The 22,909-nt window shown below is 64.1% G+C and carries 23 protein-coding genes; 9 read left to right on the top strand and 14 right to left on the bottom strand.

Features of this window, described 5'->3' with window-relative positions; genetic code table 11:
- A partial coding sequence (locus tag CHB74_RS19550) for a site-specific integrase (RefSeq protein WP_144033870.1) occupies window positions 1–930 on the top strand: 930 nt, incomplete at its 5' end.
- 45 nt (window positions 931–975) lie between these two features.
- Here CHB74_RS19550 and CHB74_RS19555 read toward each other — a convergent pair.
- From CHB74_RS19555 to CHB74_RS19570, 4 genes are all read right to left on the bottom strand, one after another.
- Window positions 976–4,197, bottom strand: a complete 3,222-nt coding sequence (locus tag CHB74_RS19555) for an efflux RND transporter permease subunit (protein WP_056383955.1) — start codon at window positions 4,195–4,197, stop codon at window positions 976–978.
- A 3-nt stretch (window positions 4,198–4,200) separates the two neighbouring features.
- Window positions 4,201–5,331, bottom strand: coding sequence for an efflux RND transporter periplasmic adaptor subunit (locus tag CHB74_RS19560; RefSeq protein ID WP_089221185.1), 1,131 nt, complete (start codon window positions 5,329–5,331; stop codon window positions 4,201–4,203).
- The gene (locus tag CHB74_RS19565; RefSeq protein WP_056383951.1) at window positions 5,328–6,593 is read right to left on the bottom strand and encodes a TolC family protein; all 1,266 of its coding nucleotides are present in this window, start codon (window positions 6,591–6,593) and stop codon (window positions 5,328–5,330) included. Before CHB74_RS19565 ends, CHB74_RS19560 begins: the two co-directional genes overlap by 4 nt.
- A 405-nt stretch (window positions 6,594–6,998) precedes the next feature.
- Window positions 6,999–7,664, bottom strand: coding sequence for a cation efflux transmembrane domain-containing protein (locus CHB74_RS19570; RefSeq protein ID WP_089221186.1), 666 nt, complete (start codon window positions 7,662–7,664; stop codon window positions 6,999–7,001).
- A gap of 75 nt (window positions 7,665–7,739) precedes the next feature.
- On the opposite strand from CHB74_RS19570, the gene CHB74_RS19575 reads away from it, so the two are divergent.
- Genes CHB74_RS19575 through CHB74_RS19590 form a run of 4 tightly spaced genes read left to right on the top strand, consistent with a single transcriptional unit; the run spans window position 7,740 to window position 10,030 of the window.
- Window positions 7,740–8,144 carry a MerR family transcriptional regulator gene (locus CHB74_RS19575; protein WP_056383946.1) on the top strand — a complete coding sequence of 135 codons (405 nt, stop codon included), beginning with the start codon at window positions 7,740–7,742 and terminating at the stop codon, window positions 8,142–8,144.
- A 56-nt stretch (window positions 8,145–8,200) separates the two neighbouring features.
- A complete protein-coding gene (locus tag CHB74_RS19580) occupies window positions 8,201–8,836 on the top strand; it encodes a cation diffusion facilitator family transporter (protein WP_056383944.1) in 636 nt (211 codons plus the stop codon).
- Complete coding sequence (locus tag CHB74_RS19585) at window positions 8,833–9,477, top strand: class I SAM-dependent methyltransferase (RefSeq protein WP_089221187.1); 645 nt, start codon at window positions 8,833–8,835, stop codon at window positions 9,475–9,477. Before CHB74_RS19580 ends, CHB74_RS19585 begins: the two co-directional genes overlap by 4 nt.
- A 10-nt stretch (window positions 9,478–9,487) precedes the next feature.
- Window positions 9,488–10,030: an MAPEG family protein gene (locus tag CHB74_RS19590; RefSeq protein ID WP_056383940.1), complete on the top strand. Its 543-nt coding sequence runs from the start codon at window positions 9,488–9,490 to the stop codon at window positions 10,028–10,030.
- Here CHB74_RS19590 and CHB74_RS19595 read toward each other — a convergent pair.
- Complete coding sequence (locus tag CHB74_RS19595; RefSeq protein WP_056383938.1) at window positions 10,016–11,920, bottom strand: cytochrome c/FTR1 family iron permease; 1,905 nt, start codon at window positions 11,918–11,920, stop codon at window positions 10,016–10,018. The genes CHB74_RS19590 and CHB74_RS19595 overlap by 15 nt on opposite strands.
- Before the next feature lie 879 nt (window positions 11,921–12,799).
- Between CHB74_RS19595 and CHB74_RS21780 the strand changes: the two genes are divergently transcribed.
- Entirely contained in the window at window positions 12,800–13,138 is a 339-nt protein-coding gene (locus CHB74_RS21780) for a hypothetical protein (RefSeq protein WP_144033871.1), read from the top strand.
- A 132-nt stretch (window positions 13,139–13,270) separates the two neighbouring features.
- Here CHB74_RS21780 and CHB74_RS22295 read toward each other — a convergent pair whose 3' ends face one another.
- Both CHB74_RS22295 and CHB74_RS19600 read right to left on the bottom strand, forming a co-directional pair.
- Entirely contained in the window at window positions 13,271–13,384 is a 114-nt protein-coding gene (locus CHB74_RS22295) for a copper-binding protein (protein WP_022684336.1), read from the bottom strand.
- A 70-nt stretch (window positions 13,385–13,454) separates the two neighbouring features.
- A complete protein-coding gene (locus CHB74_RS19600) occupies window positions 13,455–13,862 on the bottom strand; it encodes a MerR family transcriptional regulator (protein WP_056383936.1) in 408 nt (135 codons plus the stop codon).
- A gap of 83 nt (window positions 13,863–13,945) precedes the next feature.
- Between CHB74_RS19600 and CHB74_RS19605 the strand changes: the two genes are divergently transcribed.
- Both CHB74_RS19605 and CHB74_RS22670 read left to right on the top strand, forming a co-directional pair.
- Complete coding sequence (locus tag CHB74_RS19605; RefSeq protein WP_056383935.1) at window positions 13,946–14,314, top strand: mercuric reductase; 369 nt, start codon at window positions 13,946–13,948, stop codon at window positions 14,312–14,314.
- Complete coding sequence (locus CHB74_RS22670) at window positions 14,307–14,534, top strand: GDCCVxC domain-containing (seleno)protein (RefSeq protein WP_082594896.1); 228 nt, start codon at window positions 14,307–14,309, stop codon at window positions 14,532–14,534. The genes CHB74_RS19605 and CHB74_RS22670 overlap by 8 nt, the downstream gene beginning before the upstream one ends.
- 64 nt (window positions 14,535–14,598) lie before the next feature.
- Here CHB74_RS22670 and CHB74_RS19615 read toward each other — a convergent pair whose 3' ends face one another.
- The 4 genes from CHB74_RS19615 to CHB74_RS19630 are packed head-to-tail and all read right to left on the bottom strand — an operon-like array spanning window position 14,599 to window position 20,847.
- A complete protein-coding gene (locus CHB74_RS19615; RefSeq protein WP_065847539.1) occupies window positions 14,599–14,988 on the bottom strand; it encodes a copper-binding protein in 390 nt (129 codons plus the stop codon).
- A complete protein-coding gene (locus CHB74_RS19620) occupies window positions 14,985–18,143 on the bottom strand; it encodes an efflux RND transporter permease subunit (RefSeq protein ID WP_089221188.1) in 3,159 nt (1,052 codons plus the stop codon). Before CHB74_RS19620 ends, CHB74_RS19615 begins: the two co-directional genes overlap by 4 nt.
- Entirely contained in the window at window positions 18,140–19,621 is a 1,482-nt protein-coding gene (locus CHB74_RS19625; protein ID WP_089221189.1) for an efflux RND transporter periplasmic adaptor subunit, read from the bottom strand. The genes CHB74_RS19620 and CHB74_RS19625 overlap by 4 nt, the downstream gene beginning before the upstream one ends.
- Window positions 19,618–20,847, bottom strand: a complete 1,230-nt coding sequence (locus CHB74_RS19630; protein WP_089221190.1) for a TolC family protein — start codon at window positions 20,845–20,847, stop codon at window positions 19,618–19,620. Before CHB74_RS19630 ends, CHB74_RS19625 begins: the two co-directional genes overlap by 4 nt.
- Window positions 20,848–21,015: 168 nt before the next feature.
- Here CHB74_RS19630 and CHB74_RS22135 point away from each other — a divergent pair, with 168 nt between their 5' ends.
- A complete protein-coding gene (locus tag CHB74_RS22135) occupies window positions 21,016–21,267 on the top strand; it encodes a hypothetical protein (protein ID WP_179220933.1) in 252 nt (83 codons plus the stop codon).
- 72 nt (window positions 21,268–21,339) lie between these two features.
- Here CHB74_RS22135 and CHB74_RS19640 read toward each other — a convergent pair whose 3' ends face one another.
- The 3 genes from CHB74_RS19640 to CHB74_RS19650 are packed head-to-tail and all read right to left on the bottom strand — an operon-like array spanning window position 21,340 to window position 22,626.
- Window positions 21,340–21,702 (bottom strand): hypothetical protein, encoded by a 363-nt coding sequence (locus tag CHB74_RS19640; protein ID WP_089221192.1) that lies wholly within the window; start codon window positions 21,700–21,702, stop codon window positions 21,340–21,342.
- 50 nt (window positions 21,703–21,752) lie between these two features.
- The gene (locus CHB74_RS19645) at window positions 21,753–22,190 is read right to left on the bottom strand and encodes a DUF411 domain-containing protein (RefSeq protein WP_422125006.1); all 438 of its coding nucleotides are present in this window, start codon (window positions 22,188–22,190) and stop codon (window positions 21,753–21,755) included.
- A gap of 28 nt (window positions 22,191–22,218) precedes the next feature.
- Complete coding sequence (locus CHB74_RS19650) at window positions 22,219–22,626, bottom strand: DUF305 domain-containing protein (protein ID WP_030541590.1); 408 nt, start codon at window positions 22,624–22,626, stop codon at window positions 22,219–22,221.
- Window positions 22,627–22,909: the final 283 nt, after the last annotated feature.

A 22,909-nucleotide genomic window follows, 5' to 3' on the forward strand; every position in this document is an offset into this window, starting at 1 on the left:
TTGGCAGAAAGGCTTCAAGGTGGACGACTTTTACGCCGCCCGCAGCAGGGCTATCCCGCCGCTACCGTGGTCGAATATTGCTCCGCCGTTCTCATCCGCCTTGCCGCCATCCGACGTCGCGTGGGCACCGCGCAGAAACAGGCGCGGCCGCTACGCTTCAAGGGGCCGGTCAAGGACGTCGAGCGCGACCAGGCCCGTGGCCTCAATATCCGGGCACTGCTGGAAAGCTGCGCCGACGATCTCCCCGGCCTGCGTGATCGGGCATTGCTATCGACGGCCTATGACACGGGTCTGCGTGCGTCCGAGCTCGTCGCGATCGGGATCGAGCACATCATCGAAGCGATCGATCCCGAGGCACGGTTGCTCGAAATTCCGCGGAGCAAGGGCGACCCGGACGGCGAGGGGGCTACCGCCTATCTGAGCCCGCGCAGCGTGCGCGCGATCCGCGCATGGTGTAAGGCCGCTCACATCGAACGAGGGCCGCTATTCCGGCGCGTACAGGTGCGGCGGTACAAGGCCCGACCGGCGGTGAAGGGCAGGCGGATCGAGACGATTTCAGGGCGCGAGACCTGGGATCTGCGCAAGACGCTGCCGAAACCGGCGGTGCCAGCTCGCGTTGAATACGATGTGGGCGAGGGCGCGCTCCATCCGGCCTCCATCGGGCCGATCTACCGCGTTATCATCCGGCGCGCTTATGATCGCGGTGCTCTGCCGGATCTGACCGCCGACGATCTTGCCCGGTTGCTAAAAGGCGTGAGCGCGCATTCGACGCGGGTCGGGCTCAACCAGGACCTGTTCGCCGCCGGCGAGGATTTGGCAGGCATCATGGATGCGCTGCGCTGGAAAAGTCCGCGCATGCCGCTCGCGTACAACCGCAACCTCGCCGCCGAGTCCGGCGCGGTTGGCCGGCTAGCAGCCAAGCTCAAGTGAGGCGTACTACGAGGGGGTGCCGCCGGCGAGCGGCACCCCTCTTCGTTATTGACGCGCGGCTTCAGCAGCCAGTGCGTCCTTCGCCGACGGTGTCGGCGTCTCTCGGCGTCCAAACCTGGCATAGAGCGTCGGTAACACGAACAGTGTGAGAAGCGTTGCGGAAAGCAGTCCGCCGATCACCACCGTGGCGAGCGGCTTCTGCACCTCCGCGCCAGGCCCTGTCGCGAGCGCCATAGGCACAAAACCCAGCGATGCGACGAGCGCGGTCATCACCACGGGCCGGAGGCGGGCGAGCGCCCCTTCGTGCGCGGCTCGCGCCCGAGCCATACCGCGCGCCATCAGATCCTGAATCGATGTCACCATCACCAGGCCGTTCAGCACCGCGATGCCGGAAAGAGCGATGAAGCCGACGGCAGCCGAGATGGAGAAGGGCATGCCGCGCAGCGCGAGCGCCAATACCCCGCCCACCAGTGCAAGTGGTACGCCGGTAAAGACGATCGCCGCCTCTCTAACGCTGCCAAGCGCGCCATAGAGCAGTAGCAGGATCAGCGCGAAACAGGCAGGGATCACGAGCAGAAGCCGATCGCGCGCTGAGGCCAAATTTTCGAACTGACCGCCCCATTCGAGATAGGTGCCTGCCGGCAGTCGAACATCGCTTGCGATTTTCTCCTGCGCGTCGGTCACCACGCTCGCAACATCCCGGCCGCGCACATTCGCTTGGACCACAATGCGTCGCTTGCCATTGTCGCGGCTGATCTGATTGGGACCATCAACAACCGCGATGGTCGCAACGCTGCCGAGCGGAACAAAGGCTCCCGTCGGCGTCGGCACCGGCACTTGGCCCAAGGTCTCGAGATTGGCGCGTGCCTCTTCTCCCAATCGGATCGTCACGGCAAAACGCCGGTCGCCCTCAAAGATCATACCTGCGTCGCGCCCACCAACGGCCGCTGCGAGCGTGTCTTGAAGCGCTCGCGCGGTGATGCCGAACCGCGCCATCGCGTCGCGATTGGGCGTGACGTCTAGCATGGGAAGCCCCTCGGTTTGTTCGACGCGGACATCGGTCGCTCCCTCGACTTTCCGCAGCACGGCGGCGATGCGGTTGGCCGTTTCTCCCATCTGTTCGAAGTCGTCACCGAACACTTTCACCGCAAGGTCACTGCGGACGCCTGCGATCAGCTCGTTGAACCGCATCTGGATCGGCTGAGTGATCTCGTAGGCATTGCCGGGAAGCTGCGAGAGCCGCTGCTCAAGACGTTCAACCAATTCGGACTTCGCAAGGTGCGGATCGGGCCAGTCGCTGCGGGGCTTCAGGATCACGAACGTGTCCGAAACGTTCGTTGGCATCGGGTCCGAGGCAAGTTCGGCAGTACCGGTCCTTGAAAATACGAACCGCACCTCCGGCTCGCGGGCTATTGCTCTCTCGATCTCGAGCTGCATTGCTTGGCTCTGGTCAACCGAAGTACCGGGCACGCGAAAGGCTTGGATCAGCACGTCGCCTTCGTCGAGTTGTGGCAGGAATTCCTGTCCAAGCGTCGCGAAGCTGCCGATCGCCACGACAAACGCGGCGATGCCGATTCCCAGCGTGCGACTGGGCCGCCGCATGGCTGCGTTAAGACCCGGCTCGTAGCGGGTCTTGAGCCAGCTCATGACACGCCCTTCCTTTTCCTCGACAGGCTTTGAAAGCCAGATACCGAGCATGGCAGGCACGAACGTGAGCGAGAGGATGAAGGCGAAGACGAGGGCTAGGATCACAGTCAGCGCCATCGGCGTGAAGGTTTTTCCCTCGACCCCGCTCAGCGTCAGCAGCGGCACATAGACCAGGATGATGATCGCCTGGCCATAGACCGAAGGCCGGATCATTTCTCGAGCAGAGGCGGCGACCGTCGAGAGCCGTTCCTCAATATCAAGGGTGCGCCCCTTGTGATGTTGGCGTTCAGCGATCCGTCGAAGGGTGTTTTCGACGATGATCACCGCGCCATCGACGATGAGGCCGAAGTCGAGCGCTCCGAGGCTCATGAGGTTGGCCGAAACACCGCCTCGCAGCATCCCGAAGCTGGTGAGCAGCATCGTGATGGGAATGACGAGTGCCGCGATCAATGCCGCACGAAAGTTTCCAAGCAGGACGAAGAGGACGACAATGACGAGGAGTGCACCCTCTGTGAGGTTTTTCACGACCGTCTTGATCGTTGAATTCACCAAGGCCGTTCGATCGAGAACCGGCTGTACGACGACGTCGTTCGGCAAGGAGGCATTGATCTCCTGAAGCCGGGCGTTGACGCTTGAGGCCACCGTCCGGCTGTTTTCACCGATGCGCATGACGGCGGTGCCGACCACCACTTCCCTGCCATTTTCGGACGCGGAACCCATCCGCAGAGCCTGCCCGGAACGAACGGTCGCGACCTGATTCAGGAGGATCGGTATCCCTTCCTTGGTGGCGATGACGGTTCGGCCGAGTTCGTCGGCATTGAGCAGACGGCCGTCGGAACGAACGGCCAGTCCCTCGCCGTTGCGGTTGATCACACCTGCGCCGACCGAGCTGTTATTCTCTTCGAGCGCAGTCGCGAGGTCGCTGAGGCTGAGGTCCAAGGCTGCCAAGCGCTGTAGGTCTGGGACAACCTGGTACTGTTTCACATAGCCGCCGATTGAGTCGATCCCGGCCAATCCTGGCGTGTTCTTCAGGAGCGGTGAGACGATCCAGTCCTGGACGGTCCGCAGATAGGTTGCCTGATCGGCCTGGCTGACAAGCCGCTCGCCCTCGGGCGTTATGTAGCTGCCGTCGGGTTGGATGCCGGGCTCACCGGGCGCGTGGCGATCCTCCTTGCGATGTGCGAGATGGACCGTCCACATCAGCACGTCACCGAGACCCGTGGCGATCGGCCCCATTTCCGGCGTGACCCCCTCGGGGAGGCTCTCCTCGGCGCTGCGCAGCCGTTCTGCCACCTGGGCCCGTGCGAAATATATGTCCGTGGAATCGGAAAAGACCGCCGTCACTTGTGCGAAACCGTTTCGACTCAGCGATCTCGTGTATTCAAGGCCGGGCACGCCGGCGAGCGCTGTCTCGATCGGGAACGCCACCTGTTTTTCGACGAGCTCGGGCGAGAGGGCAGGTGCCCGGACATTCACCTGCACCTGGTTGTTGGTGATATCGGGGACGGCATCGATCGGCAGGCGGGAGAGTGCCCAACCCCCGATGATCACGCCGATGAAGGTCACGAGCAGCACAAACCAGCGCCGCTCGACCGAAAAGGTCACAATGCGCTCGATCATGGCCTAATCCTCGTCGACCGCTTCGCTCTTTCCGAGCTCGGCCTTGAGAGTGAAGCTGTTGGCGACGGCGATCTGCTCGCGGCCCGAAAGACCTGACAGGATCGTCACGGCGTTGCCGCTGGGTTGCCCGAGGGCTACTGGAATTGCCTTGAAGCCCTGCGGAACACGAACAAAAACCGATGGTTTTCCTTCGACCGTCTGCACGGCGCCGGCGGGCACCATAATGCCCGAGGAGCTGCTTGCCACCGAGATTGCCGCCGTCACCGGCTCGCCGATCCGCCACTGGCCCGCCCGGTTGTCGATGAGGGCTATGACAGGCACGAAGCGGGTGCCTTCGTCGAGGATTGGCGAGACAAAGCTCACACGCGCAGTCGTTCGGCGCCCAGGCGCCGTGATCTCGACGGTTGAACCCGGTCGCACACGGCCGGCATCGGCCGGCGACAGCGACAGGTTGACCGAGACTTGGGAGAGATTGGCGACCCGATAAAGTTCGGCATCGGCTGCCACGGTCTGCCCCAGGGTCACGCTTCGTGCGATGACTTGGCCGCTAATGGGTGATCCGATGCCGAGACGGTTGAGACCGCCGCCGCCACCCCCCGCTGCAGAGACCTGCTGCTGGGCCAAGCGCAGAGCGATGTTGGCCTCCGTTGCTGCCGTACGTGCGGCGATCAGATCCTGTTCGGGCGACACGCGTTCGGCAAACAGGCGTTGCTCGCGTCTCAAGTTGGATTGTGCGAGCGCCAGACGGGCACGCGCAGCTTCCACCTCGGCCTTGAGCGAGGCGGCCTCACGGCTTTCGACGATGGCGAGCGTTTCGCCGCGTCGCACGTCTTGTCCGAGATTCCGGGTCAGCGCGACGACTTTCCCGCCGATGGCAGCGGAAACGACTTGCATACCCTGGGGATCGCCTTCGACGGTTGCAGGCAGCGTGATCGCGCCCGTGCCGCCGCGGGAGGGAAGCGCGACCTCAATTCGCGCCGCGGCGACCTGCTGGGGCGTGAGTCGGATCAGACCCTCTTCGCCCGCGTGGCCTTCTTCCTTTTCCGCCTTCTCCTGCTCGGCGGGCTGGCTACCGCATCCGGCCACGACCAGTGCGAGCACGAGGGGCGCGATGGCCCGCTGCGTGAAGTTCATCGATTGTCTCCCTGATCGGGCGCGCGGGCGGTCAGCCGCTCCAGCTGCGCTTGTGCGTTGTGATAGGCGAGCAGCGCATCGATGGCGGTTGCGCGCGTCTCGGATAGGACGCGCTCCGCATCGAGCAGATCGAGCTGGCTGAACTTCCCCTCCCTATAGCCAATCCGGGCGATGCGCGCTGCCTCCTCGGCAGCCTCAAGGGCAGGCCCGGTCGCGGTCGCGGCGCTCGTTGCAGCGTTAGCGGCATCCGCCTGTGCCTCGGCGATTGCTTGCGCAACGTCCTGTGCCGTCACCCGCTTTTGTGCTTCGGCGCGCAGTTGCTCTGCACCCGCTTGCTCGAGCGCTGCCTTGCCGCTGTTGAAGAAAGGAAGCGGCACCGACAGGCTGAAGACCGCTGCGGTGTCATTCGTCTCCTCGAGACGGCGAGCGCCTGCACCCAGCGTGAGATCTGGGACGCGCTGCGCGCGTGCAAGGCGCATTTGGGCGGTTGCCGTGGCAAGGTCGGCATTGGCCGCAGCCAGCGAGAGTGTACCGGCAGCATCAGGGGGCCGCAGCGGTCCATATCGGCTGTCGACGCTATTGAACCAGGAGCCGTCGAGTGGCGCCAGGATGGTTTGGCCTATCCGCTGGCTGAGCGTGAAGCGGGCGACCTCGGCAGACCGTTCCGAGCGCTCCAGGGCGGCCGCGGCATTGATCCGCGTGACATCGGCGCGCTGAACTTCAAGCGGTGACGCGCGTCCGGCGCGGACACGGACATCGGCGGCACGAAGACCCTCGTTCGCAATCCTGAACTGCTCGCGGGCGTTGACGAGGCGACGTTCCGAGGCAGCGGCCTCTGCATAGGCGCGCGTTACCGCGAATCGGAGATCCGCCTGAGCAATAGCGCGCTCAATTCCCGCACGATCGCGCTGGGCATCTGCGACTGCTACGCGCGCGGATCGTTTGCCGCCGAGTTCGATTGGCAGTTGGAGAGAGGTCGTTGCCTCCATGCTCTGGGTCCCCGAATAGGGCCCAGTCCCCGCGACATTCTCCGCCTCGATATTGATCGTGGGGTTTGGCCTGAGGCCGGCGATGGTTCGAGCCGCTTCAGCCGCTCGAAGGCCCGCCGATGCTGCCTCAAGCGCTGGCGCTGACGCGCCTGCAAGGTCGAGTGCGCGCGACAACGTCAAGGGCGGTTGTGTTTCTGCGGAAGGCGGCGTCTGCGCCTGGGCGCTGAAAGCGTACGGCGCTGCGACCACAAGGGCCGCTAACAGTCGATTCATGTCTTGGAACTCCTGTGATGGCTGAGGGGCGCGATAATCGGTGGCGCCCCAGCGGCTATCATCAGGCTTTTGGGGGTCTCAGCTCTGCGCTGCGTGGCGCAGCCGTGAGTGCCTTCGCCGTATGAATGAACATGTCTGGCGGGCTGGCCCGAGCGATTGGGAGATCGCGGGTCGCAGGAAGGGCGGCAAGATGGTGCCCATGACAGCCACAATGGTTGTGGTGGCAGGCCTTCTTTGGATCTGCCGGCAGCGATCTTCCCTCTTCGGCACCATCTTCAGCCGCGATGGTTGGAGAAGTCGCGGAGCAGTCGATCGACGCCACGGCGTGGGCAACGGATCCGGTCCCGAGGGACAGAATGAAGGCCAAGCAGGCGAGGACGATGAGCAGCCGGACCATTCTCGCCTTCACCCCTTGCTGGCCGCACGCGCAGTAAGGAGTTCGGTCCGGCTTGGCCCCTTTGAAACCCTTAGCTCGGTGATGGACTGCTGCAAGATCTGCGCACCACCCCACAGCCCGAGCGCCGCCATAATTCCCGCCACGATTATATCGGGCAGCGCCGAGCCGGTGCCGAACACGCCCAAAGCGGCCAGCATCACCGCAATGTTGCCGATCGCGTCGTTTCGCGAGCAAATCCATACCGAGCGCATGTTCGCGTCGCCCTCACGGAAGCGATACAAGATGAGCGCGACACCGCCATTGGCGAGCAGAGCGACAAAACCGACCGCGCCCATCACCTCGGCATGGGGAACGGTGCCATGTGAGAGTGCCCAGATCGCGTTTAGCAGCACATAGAGGCCGAATGCGAAGATAGTCGCGCCCTTGACGAAAGCTGCGCGAGCGCGCCAGGCAAGAGCAAGGCCCGCTACGCCAAGGCTGATCGCATAGTTGGCGGCATCACCAAGAAAATCGAGGGCATCGGCTTGGAGTGCTCTCGATCCTCCCATGATGCCGGCGGCCAGTTCGGCGGCAAACATGAGCCCATTGACGGCCAGCGCGATCCACAACGCGCGCCGCCAGGCGGGGCTGTTTGTGGGGCCGCCTTTGTCGGCGGCACAGCTGGAACATGCCATTGGTCGGGCTCTCGTATTCTTAGAACGGCTCGCTATATGCACCCTGTAGCAACTATAGGGTCAAGAGGATTTCTGATGCAGATAGGTGAGCTGGCCCGAACGACCTCGACGAAGGTCGAGACTATCCGCTTCTATGAAAAAATCGGCCTGCTTCCAGAGCCGGGCCGAACCTCGGCGAATTATCGCGACTATGGTGCCGCTCACCTGGCGCGGCTTTCCTTTATTCGCAGGGCACGCGATCTCGGTTTCACCCTCGACCAGGTGCGCGAGCTGCTCACCTTGTCTGACGATCGTAACCGGTCATGCGCCGCCGTCGATACCGTCGCCCGCGCCCATCTCGCGCACATCGACCAGAAGATCGCCGATCTTCGCGCGCTACGCCGGGAGCTCGACGAGTTGATCGGCCAGTGCAGCCAGGGTGCGATATCCGAATGCCGGATTATCGAGGCCCTCGGTCCGTCCGCTCAGCGCGGGCATTGACCCTGTAGCTACTAGAGGGTGCAGAATTCCGCTGCGACTCGCTGCGGAGACAATCGATGAGCGACTGTGGATGCGAAACGGACACCGCCCGCGCCGGAACAGATCCCGGCTACAAGCGTGCCTTGTGGATCGTCGTAATCCTCAATCTGGGATTTGGAATCTGCGAGCTTGTGGGCGGCTTTGTCGCAGGCTCCCAAGCTCTCAAGGCGGATTCGCTGGACTTCATCGGCGACGGATCCATCACCTTGGTGGGCCTTGTCGCGCTTGGCTGGTCTGCCGTGGCCAGGAGCCGGACCGCACTCATTCAGGGCCTGTTCCTCGCCACTCTTGGGCTCGGCGTGATCGCATCGGCGCTTTGGCGCATATTCAACGCCGTGCCGCCCGAGGCCGATCTGATGGGCGCGCTTGGCATTATTGCGCTCACCGTCAATGTGTCTGCCGCGCTGGTCCTCGCCCGTTTCCGCGATCAGGGCGATGCCACCTCGCGGGCAATCTGGCTGTTCTCGCGCAATGATGCACTGGCCAATGTCGCGGTCATCGCGGCGGCGGCGTTGGTGGCGTGGACCGGGCAGGCATGGCCCGATCTGCTCGTCGCGGGAGTTATCGCGCTGCTCTTCTTGCACTCCGCCTATGACATCATCCGCGATGCCCGCAAGGAGCTGACGGAGCATGGCAGGCGGGTCGTGCAGTGAACGCGCGTGCTTACACCCCGCCGCTCGGAAAGGACAGCACTGCGGACTACGACCGCGCGATCCGGCTTTGGACGCGCGAGACGCTCTGGCGCCGGGCAATGCTCGAGGAATTGGCAGCCCGGCCGGGCGAGACAATTCTCGACGTCGGCTGCGGCACTGGCAGCTTCGCTGTCATGCTCAAGGCTTCCCAGCCCGCTGTGCGCGTGATCGGTATCGATCCCGATGAAGAGGCGCTGACCATTGCGCGCGCAAAGGCGGATGTTGCGGTCCTGAACGTTGAGTGGGAGCAGGGCTTCGCCCGCGATCTCGGCGTCAGAGGGGCCGATGCGATCGTGTCGAGCCTGATGTTCCACCAAGTGCCGATGACGGAGAAGCGGGCCGGCCTGAGCGCAATGTTTGCGGCAGTGCGACCCGGCGGACGGATTGTTATTGCCGATTATGGCCGGCAAAAAGGGTTGATGCGGGTGCTGTTCCGCCTGACTATTCAGCGGCTCGACGGTGTCGCCGATACCCAGCCCAATGCGGATGGGATCCTGCCCGAATTGGTCAAAGCTGCGGGCTTTCGCAAGGTGCGCGACGTCGCACGCTTCGACACGGTTACCGGCACCATCGGCCTTATCGTGGCGAGTCGGCCTGACTGAGGCGAGAACGATGGATTTGGCGGAAGAACAGCGGCAAATCCGGAAACGGTCGGCGCTGGCGCTCCTGCCTTGCGCGGCGGTTTCGACCGGGAGCGTGCTGCTTCTTCCAGAGGTTATGTCCTTTCCGGAAGCGCTTGCCGAGCGTCTCGCCTTCGCAATCCAAACCAGCAGCATCCATTTCCTGCTCGTGCTGGTGGCGGTGCGGCTTGTTTCGAGCGGACGCTATCGTTCGGAGGCCGATATTGGCGGGGCCGCCAAGAGCGCGCCCAGCCCGGCGCTCGCGATCAAGGTCGCATTCCTGCAAAATACGCTCGAGCAGTCATTCTTGGGCGTCGGTGCCCATTTGCTCCTTGGTTCGATCGCGGAGGGCCGATGGCTGGGACTGTTGATTGCCTCGCCTGTGCTTTTCGCCATCGGCCGCGTGAGTTTCTATCGCTGTTATTCCAGGGGCGCTGGCGCCCGCGCCTTCGGGATGGCGACGACCGCGCTGGCTACGCTCACCTGCTATTCGGTCGCCGCTGTGTTGATCGCCGCTCGGCTATTTGGCGGGTGATGCTTGCGATGCGGCCGCCGCCGAACTGCGACCGCTGAACCAGAAGCCGGCGGCAAGCACTACGATGGCGGTGACCTGCGCGAGCACGCTCTCCCTGGTCGGAAAGAGACCCAGAATCTCGATACGTGGCACGTCCACCAGCGGCCTCACGCCGAGGATACCGGCCTCCTGCAAACCGGCGATACCCTTGCCGGCGAGCACGACGGCCAGGATCGCGATCAGGACCGAGCTCCAGGAGAAGAACTGGGTGATCGGCAGGCGAGCGCTGTAACGCAACATTATCCACGCGACGAGCGCAAGCAGACCCGCTGCGGCGCCTGCGCCCGCGAGCATCGCTGCGCCATTTCCCTCGGCCCAGAGAGCCGCATAGAACAGGATCGTTTCGAAGACTTCCCGGTAGACGACGACGAACGATAGCAGGAACAAGAACCAGCCCGAGCGGCGGGAAAGGGCGGCGCTGACCTTCGCCTTCACATAGCGTTGCCATGCCTCGGCATTGCTCTTACCATGCATCCAGATACCGACGCTGAGCAGGATTATTGCAGCGAAGAGGGAACCGAAGCCCTCGGTAAGTTCCCGCGATGCGCCGCTCACGGTGATGAAGTAGGTTGCCGCGAACCAGGTCGCGACACCGGCTGCGAGGGCTACCGCCCATCCGCCGTGAACATAGCCGAGGACGTCCGGTCGATCAGTTTTCTTCAGAAAGGCGATCATCGCAACCACGATCAGAAGCGCTTCGAGCCCCTCGCGCAACAATACGCCGAACGCCCCCAGGAAGCTGGATGCTCCACTTGCCCGTTCCGGCGCCAGCGCGGCCTCGGCCTCAGCAAACAGGTTGGCCAGTGAACGGTTCGCCGCTTCCACCTCGGCCGTAGGGCGCCCTTGCCCGATGGCCGCACGAAGCTGCGCCATCCCTGTCTCGATCCGCGCCATGAGCGCAGCGTCGCGTGCGGACAACACCGGCTCAACCGGCTCGAAGCCGTCGAGATAGGCCGAAAGAGCCAATTCGGCTGCGGCTTTGCGATCGCCGGCCCGATAGGCGGTCAAGCTTTCGGCCAGGCGTTCACGCGTAAGCGCAAGCGAGCCGTCGGGACGAGCGGTGACGGCATCCGGATGTCGGCGCAGAAAGGCCGTGAGCATCGCAGCGTTTTTGGGGCCGAGGTCGCGGGCCAAGGCGGCCGGCGTCGTCCCGACCAGAGCCGCCAGATTGGGATATTTTGAACGCATATCGGCGCGCTCCCGCCAAAGACGCTCGCCTTCGCTGGCGGCAGCGTCAGGATAGGCGAAATGGCCGGCATAGAATGCCAGGGCCCAGCGGTCCGCTTCCGGTAGCGCCTCGAAGCTCTGCATGGCGGTGCCGTCCAGACCCTGGCTGATGACCTGGTAGAGACCGAAGAGGCTGCGCTGGTCGGCACGTTCCTTGTCGGTGAAGGCGATGGGTGGCGGGTCGAGCTTGGCCGCATCGCGCCCGCGCCCGTCGCCGTTCATGCCATGACAGCTCGCGCAATTTTCGGCGTACAGCTTAGCGGCCCGGTTTAGATCGGGGGGAGTGCCCGGTGCGAGCGGCACCGGATAGGCCGCCAGGAGTGCCGAGGCGAGAAGATGCGATTGCTCGGCGACGACCGCGGGTGCTGATTTCGCGGCGATCGCGCTTCGCAGTGTGGCCGATCGGCGGAGAAGGTCTTCCTTCGCCGGCTTTTCTGGCAGGGCCTTGAGTCGTGTCTCGACCTGTGCCGCGAACTCGGTCATCTCGCCATATTCGGCCGAGCTTGTCACTTTCCCGTCCGCGACAGCCCCGGCGTAATCCACCCCGATATAATCGAGCAGCCGCCAGCTGGTCTGAACGTCCGCATCGCTCGCCAAGGCTCGTCCTGGGAGCGAGATCATCATTAGGGTTGCGAACGCCAGCGCAATGAGATGCGCTGTCCGGCGCCATCTGAGGGGAAGAACGACGGAAATGGCGGCAGGCGAGCGAGGATACATTTGCGAGTCTCTGATAAGAATTGTTCGCAACTTGCACCCTGTAGTAGCTAGAGGGTCAAGTGGTATCAACGGGCGCGGCAGCGCGCCCAACACCCCGGCATGCTTGGTCGTTCATGAGCGTGATCCGACGGCGCGCGCAATGAAGCTCGAGGTTCCATCGGGGCAGCCAGCAAGGGCAACAAAGCTGGAATTGGTAAGGGGTAGCTGCGTCGCGCATGATCTTGGCTCTGTATGACGTGAGCTTACGTCGTTGGCTGAGTCTCGGCCCAATTATGGTCTTGGGAAACTTGACTCAATTCAGCATCAGGCAGAGAATGCGGACATGAGACGAGCGCACAAATTTGCGCTGATCTTAGGCGTCCTTCTCGGCCTGTTTGGACAGATAGCCACAGTTGCCGCAGATCCCGCTGTGGCAACCGCCATAAGCGCGAACGCGGCAGCAACGATGCCCATGGACTGTGTCGGGATGACGCAGGACGATGGCGAGAAACCACTCCCCTGTCAGCGGATGACGCTCGCTTGCCTGGCAGGCATGGGGTGTCTCCCTTTATATGCGCTCGAGAGCCGGGGACCCCTAGCGGCTGAAATAGTGAGCGCGGATGTTCTTGTCGTCTTTCCATCTTATCCGGCGCTACACGGACGGTCGGCTCCGCCGGAACAGCATCCACCCGACACCTTGGCCTGACAACTCGCCAGGCGAACCCTCCCAAGCGCTGGACGGCCATAGGCTGCCCAGCCCCTCGGAGCCAGTTTGCCCACGGCACCTTCAGTCCGAGGAGAGAAATCATGAAGACCTTGATATTCACCGCCGCCGCGGCCGCATTCACAGTGCTCGTCGCCGCCCCGGTTCCGGCATTGGCACAGGCTGATGTCGAGAAACCGGCCACCGTCAAATGCGAGTGGCAACCCCAAGCTCCTGGTCCGCGTGCACCGTTGAGTGCGAGGGTCTGCAAGAAGGTTGGCGACCAACGCGACCAGTGGACTGGCAAAGGCGGACCGGAATGCGATCCGGCCTATACCGGCAAGACCGGTCGCTACGTGTGGCGGATGCGGCCGCAATATGGTCCGCGCGCGCCGTTGCAGGGACCGGTCCGCGTTTGGGTCGACGGGAGCGATGTCTGCTGAGGCCGTGAAGTGATGGCGAGGGGCTAACTTGCCCTCGCCATCGATCATGGATCTGACGAAACATTTGCCTGTCCCAACTGTCGGAACTCATCGGGAGGCGCTTCCACAGTGCCTCCCGAAGCCCTCATCGAATTACTTGTTGCTGATGCTGGTGACCTCGCCGGCATTGCCGTCGAGCTTCAGCTCGAAATTCACCTGATCGCCGACTTTCAGGCTGTCGATCATGGTCGCAGCGATGCCGCTCATGACCTCCACGCGGGGGCCGGAACCGAAGAGTATGGAGTTCGGCGTACAGAAGGCGTCGCCCAGGCGGAATTTAGCGAGCCGCAGACAATGTATTGATCAGTGGGCACCCGACATGATCGCCGGAACTGCAGGCCCGCACGGTGTCGGCAAGGACCCGCTCCATGCGCTTCAGATCCGCGATCCGCGCGCGAACCTGCGTCAGATGCAAGGTCGCGATTTCGCGGGCATCGTCACATGAGATGTCATTGGCGGTCGCAATGCCGAGCAGCGTGCGAACCTCGTCCAGCGTGAAGCCCAGTTCCCGCGCGCGCCGAACGAAATGCAGCCGCGCCACGTCCGCGGGGCCGAAGCTCCGATACCGGCCCCGCCGCGCCGCCTCGGGCAGGAGCCCGATCCGCTCATAATAGCGGATCGTCTCAATGTTGCAGCGTGTGCGCCGCGACAGTTCCCCGATTGCGATAATCTCCGATGTCGTCATCTTCTGCTCAAAATTGGGGGTTGAGTCTGTAGCGGCTACAGACGGTAGGATGCGATTCCGTTGATCACAAGGAGTCGCCCATCATGTCCGAACCGCCTGAACTGCGCCGTTCTTTGGGAGCGGAGGGCGCTGCTGTTCTCACGGTCGGCGGAATCGCGGCCGCCTTCGCCGTGGCATCCTGCTGCGCGCTGCCCATATTGCTCACCACCGCCGGCTTGGGTGCCGGATGGCTCGGCGGCATTGCCTTGGCGGCCAGCCCGTATCGGATGCTCCTGCTGTGCTTGAGCGCGCTCTTCCTGATCGGCGGCGCGATCATGCTCTGGCGGCAGCAGCGCGTGGCGATGACCTGCGCATCCGAGGGCGTCTGCACACCGCCTGCTGTGCGCGCGGTCCTTTTCATCGGCTTGCTGCTGGGCGTGACGTTGTTCTGGCTTGGCTATTCCTATGTCTGAGCGCGTTTTCGTTCCTCAATCGGTCCTCACCTGTCCGCTGTGCGGCACGACGAAGACGGAGACGATGCCGACGAACGCCTGCCAGTTTTTCTATGATTGCACCGGTTGCGGAGCGGTCTTGCGGCCGAAGACCGGCGATTGCTGCGTATTCTGCTCCTACGGGACCGTGCCGTGCCCGCCGATCCAACTCGCCGGGCCGGACGCCTCCTGCTGCACCTGACGATCGTTGGCCATGGCGGGCCGCCGGCATTCCGGCGACCCGCCCGGAGCAGGTCTGGAATCGACTACTGCTTTGTGATCGCGGTCACCTCGCCGGCATTGCCGTCGAGCTTCAGCTCGAAATTCACCTCATCGCCCACTTTCACGCTGTCGATGAGCGCCGGCGCGGCCTTGAATGCCATCGTCATAGCCGGCCAGTTGGCCTCGGCGATCGGGCCATGGTCGAGCGTGATCGTTCCGGCGGCCTTGTCGACGGCCGTCACTTTGCCGGTGCCCTTGGCCATCTTTGCTGTAGGGGACATCGCCATATTGCCCATGTCGCCCGCCATCGCGTTGGTTTCGGTAGCCGCCGGTGCCGCCGTATTCGTCGCTGCCGCCTCATTGGTCTCGGTCTTCGAGCCACATGCAGCAAGGGCAGCGGTCAGGGCCAGGACGGACAGAGCGTGAACTTTCATTGCAGGTTCCTTTCGTGGTGCTTCATTGGGATCGAGGGTTGAGAAGACCGCTGCCTCAGAAGCAGATAGGCGGCGGGGATGACGAACATCGAGAGAAGCGGCGCGGTCAGCATGCCGCCGACCATGGGTGCGGCAATCCGGCTCATGACTTCCGAGCCGGCGCCGGAGCCGACGAGGATCGGCAAAAGCCCCGCGATAATGACGGCGACGGTCATCGCCTTGGGCCGGACCCTGAGCAGCGCGCCTTCGCGCACCGCTTCTGCAATATCTTCGTGCGACGGCCTCTCGCCCCGCGCCTCGAGGGCATCCCTGAGATAGATCAGCATCACGACGCCGAACTCGGCGGCGACGCCGGCAAGCGCAATGAACCCGACGCCGGTCGCGACCGACTGGTGATAGCCGAGCAGGTAGAGGATCCAGAAACCGCCGGTGAGCGCGAAGGGGAGTGTGCCCATGATGAGCACTGCCTCGTCGAGCCGCCGGAAGATGAGGTACAGCAGCAGGAAGATGATCGCGAGCGTCGCCGGCACGACGATCTTCAGCCGGTCGATCGCGCGCGCGAGATATTCGAACTGGCCCGAATAGGCGAGGCTGACACCCGACGAGAGCTTGACCTCGCGGGCCACCGCAGTCTGCAGATCATCCACCACCGAGGCGAGATCGCGTCCCCGGACGTCGACATAGACCCAGGTCGATGGCCGTCCGTTCTCGGTCTTCAGCATCGGCGGTCCGTCGCTGATCGCGATCTGCGCGACGCTGCCCAGCGTGATCTGCTGGCCCGATGGCGTGAGCACCGGAAGAGCGCGCAGTGCGTCCGGACTGTCGCGCAACTCGCGCGGGTAGCGGACATTGATGGGATAGCGCGCCAGCCCCTCGACGGTTTGGCCGACATTCTCGCCGCCGATCGCGCCCGCGACGATCGCCTGGACATCGGAGATGTTGAGGCCATATCGCGCGGCGGCGATCCGATCGATCTGCACATCGACATAACGCCCGCCTGTCAGCCGCTCGGCGAGTGCGGAGCTCACTCCGGGCACTCCCTTCGCGACCCGTTCCACCTCGCGCGCGATATGGTCGATGGCGGCAAGATCCGACCCAGAGACCTTGACCCCGATCGGGCTCTTGATGCCGGTCGCCAGCATGTCGATCCGGTTGCGGATGGGCGGCACCCAGATGTTGGCGAGGCCGGGTACTTTCACGGTGCGGTCGAGCTCCTCGACCAGCTTCTCCGGAGTCATGCCGGGCCGCCATTGCTCGCGCGGCTTGAAGCGGATCGTCGTCTCGAACATCTCGAGCGGGGCGGGGTCGGTCGCGCTCTCCGCGCGCCCCGCTTTCCCGAACACGCTCTGGACCTCAGGCACCGACTTGATCATGCGATCGGTCTGCTGGAGCAGCTCCGAGGCCTTGGCGGCAGAGAGCCCCGGCAGCGCCGAGGGCATGTAGAGAAGATCGCCCTCGTTCATCGCCGGCAGGAATTCGCCGCCAAGCCGCGACAAGGGCCAGGCGGTCGTAAGGAAGACCAGCCCCGCCAGGACGAGGGTTGCCTTGGGCCGTTTCAGGACCCAGTCGATGGCCGGGCGATAGGCACTCGTCAGCGCACGGTTGACCGGATTCGCCTGCTCGGACGGTATCTTGCCTCTGATGAGCCAGCCCATCAGCACCGGTACGAGCGTCACCGAGAGGATCGCGGCGGCTGCCATGGTGTAAGTCTTGGTGAAGGCCAGCGGCGCGAAGAGACGCCCCTCCTGCGCTTCGAGCGTGAAGACCGGGACGAAAGACAAGGTGATGATAAGGAGCGAGAAGAAGAGCGCCGGCCCCACTTCGCGCGCCGCGTCGGTGACCACGGTCCACCGCGCCGGCCCTTCCAGCTCCTCGCCGGGGTGGGCATGCTCCCATTGCTCTATCCGCTTGTGGGCGTTCTCGATCATCACGATCGCCGCGTCGACCATCGCGCCGATCGCGATCGCAATGCCGCCGAGTGACATGATGTTGGCGTTGACGCCCTGCAGGTGCATCACAATGAACGCGGCCAGGATGCCGAGCGGCAGCGTAACAATGGCAACGAGGGCCGAGCGCACGTGCCAGAGGAAGAGGGCGCAGACGATTGCGACGACAACGAACTCCTCGACGAGCTTGTGCGTAAGATTTTCGATCGCCGCATCGATGAGGTGCGAACGGTCGTAGGTCGGCACGATCGCGACGCCGCGGGGGAGGCTCTTCTTCAGGACCTCGAGCTTGTCCTGGACCGCCTGGATGGTGGCGCGCGCATCCGAACCCGAGCGCAGGATAACGACGCCGCCGGCCACCTCGCCATCGCCATCGAGTTCGGCGATCCCCCGCCGCATTTCAGGCCCGAGCTGAATGGTGGCAACGTCCCCGAGCGTCACCGGCACGCCGCCCGCCGCAGTGCGCAGCGGGATGGCGCGGAAATCGTCGAGTGTCTGCAGATAGCCTGAGGCGCGCACCATATATTCGGCCTCGCCGAGCTCGAGGACCGAGCCGCCAGTTTCCTGATTAGCTTGCTCAATCGCCGTAACGGTCTGGGCATGGGTGACGCCGAAGCCGGCGAGCTTCACCGGGTCGAGCACGACCTGATATTGCTTGACCATGCCGCCGATGCTGGCGACCTCGGCGACGCCCGGCAGGCTCTTGAGCTCATAGCGCAGGAACCAGTCCTGCAGCGATCGCAGCTGGGCCAAATCGTGTCCGCCGGTTCGGTCGACCAGCGCATATTGATAAACCCAGCCAACGCCGGTCGCGTCGGGGCCGATGGCGCTTCGCGCGGTGTCGGGCAGGCGCCCCTGCACCTGATTGAGATATTCAAGCACGCGCGAGCGCGCCCAGTAGAGGTCGGTTCCATCCTCGAAGATGACATAGACGAAACTGTCCCCGAAAAAGGAATAGCCGCGCACGGTCTTTGCTCCCGGCACCGAGAGCATTGTCGTTGCGAGGGGGTAGGTGATCTGGTTTTCGACGATCTGCGGCGCCTGGCCCGGATAGGTCGTGCGGATAATGACCTGGGTGTCGGAGAGGTCGGGCAGCGCGTCGATCGGCGTGCTGCGCAGGGCGAGCAGTCCGCCAACGACGAGCGCCAGCGCACCCAGCACCACGAACAGGCGGTTGTTGGCTGACCAGTCAATAAGCCGACCGATCATCGCGCCGCCTCGCGGGTCAGCGTGCGAACGACGGGACCTTCCGCAGCCTGGTCGAAGCTGAAGACAACGCGGTCGCCCTTCTTGAAGCCGCGCGCCAGCGCGGGGGCGCTCAGCCTGAACGTCATCGTCATGGCCGGCCACTTGAGAGCAGGGACCGGCTCGTGGCTGAGGGTGATCCGATCGCCCGCGAGGCTCTCGATCCGCCCGTTCGTGCGATAGACGCCCTGCCGCGACGTTTCGGCCTGCGGCGCGGAGGGTGTCGCTGCGATCGGACGGGCCTCAATGCCCGAAAGACTTGCTTCGGAATCGATCAGGAACTGGCCGGAGGCGACGATCTTCTCTCCTGCGGCGAGACCGGCAAGGATTTCAGTCTGGCCTCCTGCCTCCGCGCCCGTCTGCACTTCGGCAGGCCGATACCGCCCTTGCGGCAGGGCCAGCATGACGAGCGTGCGCTTGCCGGTGCGGATGACGGCCTCCGAGGGGACGAGCAACGCTGTGCGCGCTGTGCCCCCGATATCGACCGAGGCGAACATGCCGGGCCGTAGGCGCCCGCCTCGATTGGGAAGCTCGATGCGGACCGTAAGGGTTCGGCTTTCGGCGGCGACGCTCGGAAGGATCGCGGCGACACGGCCGGTGAAGCGCTTGCCCGGATAGGCAGCGAGTGTCGCGGTCACGCCTTCTCCCGGGCGGAGTTTGCCCGCCATGGCCTCCGGGACGGCAGCATTCAGCCATACCGTGCCAAGCCCGTTTATCTCCGCGAGCGTCTGACCGCTCGTCACCGTCATCCCGGCCCTGACGCCCAGCGTCTTGATGGTGCCGCCGGTCGGTGTCGAGATCGTCGTGACAGTATGCGGTCGCCCGCTTCGCTCGACGGCCGCGACCGTTCCCGATGGCATACCAAGGAGTAGAAGACGCTGCCGGGCAGCGCGGCTGAGGCCCGCATCGCCGATCCGCCGTACCGCCAGATATTCCGTTTGCGCGCCCGCCCATTCGGGCACGAGGATATCGGCGAGCGGTGCGCCCTTGCCGATTACGTCGCCTGGCGCGAGCGCGTAGACACGCTGGACGAAGCCCCCGGTCCGTGCCTGGACGATGGCAACGTCACGCTCGTTGAACTCGATCGTACCGGTTGCCGTGAGGGCGGAGCCAAGCGTGCCCGTGCGCGCTTCCGCGATACGCAGACCAAGCGATTGCGCCCGCGCGGGGTCGATCGATACGCCCGCCTCGCCGCTCGCCGCCTCGTCGGCATATTTGGGGACAAGCTCCATATCCATGAACGGCGACTTGCCCGGCTTGTCGAAATGCTGGCTCGGGACCATCGGATCGTACCAGTAGAGAATCTTGCGCTCCCCTGGCGTTGCCGCCGGTGGATCCTCATGGCGCCAGCTCGCAAGGCCATAGCCGAGCCCGCCGGCCGCAATAGCAAGCACGGCCGCGGCAATCGCCAGCTGCGCACGCGAGATCGTGTCGAATGTCATTGGCTGTTTCCCCCAAAGGTGAGGACGAGCCGCACGGCGTCGCGCGCGACTTCAGCCTCCCTGTCGAGCAATTGAAGCTCGCTGTCGGCGAGCATGGTCTGGGCCTCGATCACGTCGAGCAGCCCAGCGCGACCCGACGCGTAGCTCGCGGTCTCGAGCTCGGCTCGGTTGCGCGCGAGCGGTAGCAGCGTATCGCGTGCGCGGACCCATTGTTCGTGGTGCATGTCATGGTCGGCAAGTCCGGCCTCGAGGTCCGCGAGGATGGCTCGCCGCATGTCCTCCTGGTTGGCGAGGGCGGCAGCCGCGGTTGCCGCGCTGGCGGCGATCATCGGATCCTGGCGCCTGCCGGCAAAGAGGGGCAAGCTGATGGTCACGCCGGCCGAGACCATGTCGCCATAGCGTTCCGCCCTGCGTTGATAGGCGACGTCGAACCCCCAGTCGGGGCGTTTGTCGGCCCGCGCAATGGCAACGTCGGCGTCGGCCTGGGCCACCCGAGCATGGGCCGCCCCGAGATCGGGATGAGCACTGATGCTTGCCCGAAGGGCTGCGCCATCGATGGTGAGAGCGGGAACGTCGCCGGCGGTCTCGGGCGCCGGCTCGCCCGTCCAGCGTGCGAGGCTAGCGCGCTGGCGCGCTACTGCGGCCACGAGCTCACTTCTGCGGTCTTCCAGCGCCGCAAGGGACTGTTGAACTTGCAGTGTCTGCGCTGGACGCGCTGCGCCCGAGCTGACGCCTGCTTTCGCGGCCGAGGGAAGGGGGGCGAGCCGAGAAAGAATCCGATCGAGCGCGTCGAGCCGGCGCTCCGCGTAGGCGAGATCGATCCAGGCCAGCGCCGTTGCAACCTTGACCCGGCGGGCCTCCGACAGCAGCGTGGCTTCAGCTGCCATGAGATCGGTCTCTGCCCGTGTCGTGCGGGCATGGCGCTTCGCGGCATTGGGAACCTCCTGTGAGAGGCCCACGCGCGCCATCGTCATGCTGTCCTCGGCAAAGCTTCCCGCCGGTGGGCCAGACACAGGAAAATTGTCGATGCCGAGCCCGAGCTTGGGATCGGGCAGCTGACCAGCGGCAGGCAAAGCGGAGCGCCGGGCGTCAGCCTCCAGCGCCTTGGCGCGCAGCGAAGGGGCTTGCGCCTCCGCACGCGCGAGCGCTTCTTCGAAGCGCAGCGGCCCGGCGAGCGCGGAATTCGTGGTTAGCGCGAGCACAGGGATGGCGAAGAAGATGCGCATGGAGGACTCCCATTGCGGAGGTCCCGGGCCGTCATGAGAGGTAGTGAGAACCAACGTGCGCCGACGCGGGATCGTGCCCGCGCCGGCGCGACGCGCCTGGCCACTGTTCTATCTTATCGGCCGGGATCCGTGGTTCAGCCGGCCGAGGGCGACATGCGGTGATCATGCATGGATTTCATGCAATCGGCCGCGCTCATCTTCATCATGTCGCAGTCGCAGTTCGCCATCTGGGCGCTGTCGGCCACCCAGACCCGCTTCTGCGCCGGACCAGTTGCCCTCGGCCCGTATTGCGGCACGGACTTCCATTCCCAGTGCCCTTGCGGCGCACTGTTCTGGTCGGCAGCCCATGCGGGCGCGGCGAGACTTACCGCCAGCATGGCGGCCGAAATTAAATTCCTGATCATCACGAATATCCTTTGACTGAATGGAGAGGAATCGCGGGGCGTCTGGACGCGACAAGAAGCCGCGCGCCTGACGGGCGCGATTGTTCAATCAGCCAAGGAGGGTGGGTGGCTCCGGCTCGGGCGCGTACTCGTGCCCATGCAGGACGCTGACGGTGGTCCAGAACATGGTCTGGTCGTGAAACCATGGCGACGCAGGCGTCGGCACGGCATTCCCCAGCACGATGGGCACGACGCATCCCATCGCCCCGATGCAATCCAGCGTAAGCCCTTTACATGGAGTTCCCTTCGGCGCGGGCTGTTGCTTGGCCATCATCGCCATGCAATCGGCGTCCATCGCCACCGCTTGGGGTGCGCCCGTAATCACAGGCACGCCGTGCGCATAGGCGAGCTGCGCCCCGAAGAGGCCAAGAAGAGCTCCGACGAGGAGCAAAGAGGCAAACAGGCGTTTCAAGACTATTCTATTTAGCGAAAACCAATCGCGGAACCAAGTGGAGACTATCCTTAGTGGCGAGCGAAGACGCGCCGACCTGAGGGTCCGAATGCGATTACGACGTAAGGCTGCGCTCGCTGACCAGGCACTTCCATGCCAGGCGAGCCGATAGGCATGCCTGAAACTGCGAGGCCGCTCACGCCGCGGGGACGCTGCGCGAGGAGCCGCCTCATGTCGGCGATCGGCACATGGCCTTCGAAGACCAGACCGTCGACCACCGCAGTATGGCAGGAGGATAGCTGTTGCGGGACGCCCCGCGCCTGCTGGAAGGCCGCGCGAGAGCGGTCGTCGATGATGGTGACGGGCCGCTTGAACTGCGTGCGGACCTGCTCGGCCCATTTTTCACAACAGCCGCAGCCGGGATCGCGGTGGACGAGAATCGGCGTAGCGGCGCTCGCCGCGGTTGCCACGAACATGGCGGCGAGCGCCGCGATCATTTGCTTCTTCAACGTTCACGCCTTCCAGTGATCACCATTCTCATTGAGGGCGCTTGCCATGCTCGCGCAGCCAGGCCTGCAACTCGTTGATTTCTTGACGTTGCTCCGCCGAACTCTTGGTCGCCATCTCGCGGATTTTGGCGTCGCGAGCGTCGCGTAGCACGATCTGCGACATCTCAACCGCGCCGCGATGATGTTCGATCATCTTACGCACCCAGGTTTCAGTCGCATCGCTACCAACAGCGCCCATCATGGCACGATGCATCTTCATTTCCGCCGGTGGATAAGGGTTGGCCTGTGTCGGCTGCATCATTTCGGCCATTGCCGAGTGATTCATCTGGCCATGGTTCATTTTGCTGTGATCCATGCCCTGTGGGTTCCCTTGGGCGAGGGCAGGCATGGTGGCCGCGAGTACAAGGGCAGCTGTGGCGATTTGAGCTTTCTTCATCATCGTTCTCCTTTGATGCTCCCGCGCGTCGTAAACGCGCCGAGGCGCAGGTTGCATCAAAATGGAGGGAAAAATTTGTAGTTGCCGGGTTTCAGAGCGATTTGCGACTAGGCGACCGCTGAAGCCTCGAAGGGGCGGGTTTCCTGGGTGAGAAGCACAAGTGCCCTTACACCAAGATTTCGACCGAGTGATCTGCCCCCTTCTGAGTGGTCCAAAATTGATGATATTTTGGATTACGAAGGAGACAAGGAATGCCGAGCAAGAAGCATCGCCCGGAAGAGAT

The sequence above is a fragment of the Edaphosphingomonas laterariae genome (assembly GCF_900188165.1).
Taxonomy (GTDB): domain Bacteria; phylum Pseudomonadota; class Alphaproteobacteria; order Sphingomonadales; family Sphingomonadaceae; genus Sphingomonas_E; species Sphingomonas_E laterariae.